The sequence below is a fragment of the Flavobacterium sp. genome, assembly GCF_027483985.1.
Lineage (GTDB): Bacteria > Bacteroidota > Bacteroidia > Flavobacteriales > Flavobacteriaceae > Flavobacterium.
In genome coordinates, this window is the sequence record NZ_JAIXTJ010000058.1 from 1 (window position 1) to 2,654 (window position 2,654).

2 protein-coding genes are annotated in these 2,654 nt (G+C 36.2%); both read left to right on the forward strand.

What is annotated here, in order from left to right; all coding sequences use genetic code 11:
- Positions 1-15: 15 nt before the first annotated feature.
- Positions 16-927 (forward strand): type IX secretion system membrane protein PorP/SprF, encoded by a 912-nt coding sequence (locus Q0050_RS15280; protein ID WP_298397903.1) that lies wholly within the window; start codon positions 16-18, stop codon positions 925-927.
- Positions 928-942: 15 nt separating this feature from the next.
- Positions 943-2,654, forward strand: a 1,712-nt coding sequence (locus Q0050_RS15285) for a carboxypeptidase regulatory-like domain-containing protein (protein WP_298397906.1), incomplete at its 3' end; no start/stop codon positions are given.

The following is a 2,654-nucleotide window of genomic DNA, read 5'->3' on the forward strand; positions in this document are numbered from 1 at the left end:
ATAACATCCAAATAAATGAGAACAAGAATAATAATTTTGGCTATGCTTTTACTGGGTTTTGTGAGTTATTCACAGCAAGATGCTCAGTACACACAATACATGTACAACACAATCAATGTGAATCCTGCGTATGCTGGTTCGCGAGGTGTTTTGAGTGTTTTTGGACTACATCGAACGCAGTGGGTTGGATTGGATGGCGCACCGGTAACGAACGCTTTTTCAATAAATTCGCCTATTAACAATAGCAATTTAGGAGTTGGACTAAGTTTTGTGAACGACCGTATCGGACCTACTGTTGAGAATACTATTTCGGCAGATATCTCTTATACTATCCAAACATCAGAGTCTTATAAATTGTCATTTGGAGTAAAAGGAACGGCTAATTTGTTTAATTTAGATGTAAATAAACTAAGGGTTCAAAATCAAGCAGATCCATTATTGCAGAATTTAAATAATAACTTTTCACCAAATGTTGGAGCTGGAGTTTACTTTCATTCTGATAAATCTTATTTAGGATTATCGGTTCCGAATTTCTTTCAAACCAAACGCTATGACGACAATGATATTGCTGTTTACAAAGAGCGAATGAATTTATATTTTATTGGAGGATATGTGTTTGATTTGAGTTCTAATTTAAAATTCAAACCTGCTTTTTTAACCAAAGTTGTTGAAGGCGCACCATTGCAATTAGATGTATCGGGTAACTTTTTAATCAATGAGAAGTTTGTTTTAGGAGCAGCTTGGCGTTGGAGTGCTGCTGTGAGTTTGATGGCAGGCTTTCAAGTTAGTGATGGTTTGTATATTGGTTACGGATATGATTTAGAAACAACCAAATTAGCTAATTACAATTCGGGTTCTCACGAAGTGTTTTTACGTTTTGAATTATTCAAACGTCAGGATCGAATAGTATCACCAAGATTCTTCTAAACAAAAGCAATTATTATGAAAAAAAATAGAATTATATATTTAGTAGTTGCCTGCATCGCTTCAATGAGTGTGTCGGGTCAAAAGTTAAAAGAAGCCAAAGCAGACCAACAATACGATAAGTTTGCTTATGTGGATGCTATTAAAACCTACGAGCGTATTTTTGCCAAAGGATACAAATCGCAAGAAATGTTACAAAAACTTGGCGATTCTTATTACTTCAAAGCCGATTTAGATAATGCGGCAAAGTGGTATGGTGAACTATTTGCTTTTACACAAGATGTGGCTCCAGAGTACTACTATCGTTATGCTCAATCACTAAAAGCAATCAAAGATTATAAAAAAGCCGATGAGATGTTGGTGAAATTTAATCAAAAAAGTGGTAATGATTTGCGCGCAAAATTAGCTACAGCACAAAAAGATTATTTAGCACAAATCAAGAAAAACTCCGGACGCTATACAATAGAGAATGCCGGAATCAACTCAGAGTATTCTGATTACGGAAGTGCTTTTTCTGGCAACAAAGTAGTTTTTGCATCAGCAAGAGACACTGGCGGATTATCCAACAAGAGACACTCTTGGACTGGTGAGAGCTTTACTAATTTGTATAGCGCTGATATGGGCGATCAAGGAACGTTATCTACACCAACACGATTTGGAGGAACATTAAACTCTAAATTCCACGAATCAACACCTGTATTTACCAAAGACGGAAAAACGGTTTACTTTACAAGAAACAATTTCCTTGACGGAAAAAAAGGGAAAGATGCTAGAAAATCGACTTTGCTAAAATTATACAAAGCTACTTTAGATGGCGATAAATGGAGCAACATAACTGAGTTACCATTTAATAGCAATGAATACAGTGTGGCGCATCCGGCATTAAGTGCTGATGAGAAAACCTTGTATTTTGCCTCGAATATGCCAGGCACTTTAGGACAATCAGATTTGTTTAAAGTTGAAATAAAATCAGACGGAAGTTACGGTACACCAACCAATCTTGGAAACACCATCAACACCGAAGGAAGAGAGACTTTTCCGATAATGACTAACGAAAATGAACTTTATTTTGCCTCAGATGGACATCCTGGACTTGGAGGTTTAGATGTTTTTGTTGCCAAAGAACAAGCCGACGGAAGCTTCAAGAAAGTTGAAAACGTAGGTGAACCATTAAACAGTTCAAAAGATGATTTCTCTTATTTAATTAATACAGCAAATCGAACAGGTTATGTAACTTCCAACAGAGAAGGTGGTTTAGGTGGTGATGATATCTACCGATTTAAAGAAACAAAAAAACTAGAATGTGAGCAGTACTTATCAGGTGTTGCCACAGATAAAGAAACAGGTTTACCACTTGCTGGAGCACGAGTAACCTTATCGGATGCTAACTACAAAAAACTGCAAGAAGTACTTTCAGATAAAGACGGTAAATTTGATTTTGGAAAAGTAGAATGCGGAAGCAAATACTACATCAAAACCGAAAAACCTGAATACAACACACTTGAAACTCCAACTATTGTTAAAGAAGAATCAGGAAAATCATTTGTACCAGTAGAACTTGAAAAAGCACAAAAACCAGTACAACCCGGAGACGATTTAGCCAAAGCTTTTGGAATCAAAATCATCTACTTCGATTTAGACAAATCATTCATCAGACCAGATGCAGCAGTAGAATTAGCTAAAATCTTAGATGTAATGGAGCAAAATCCAACAATGGAAATCGACGTGCG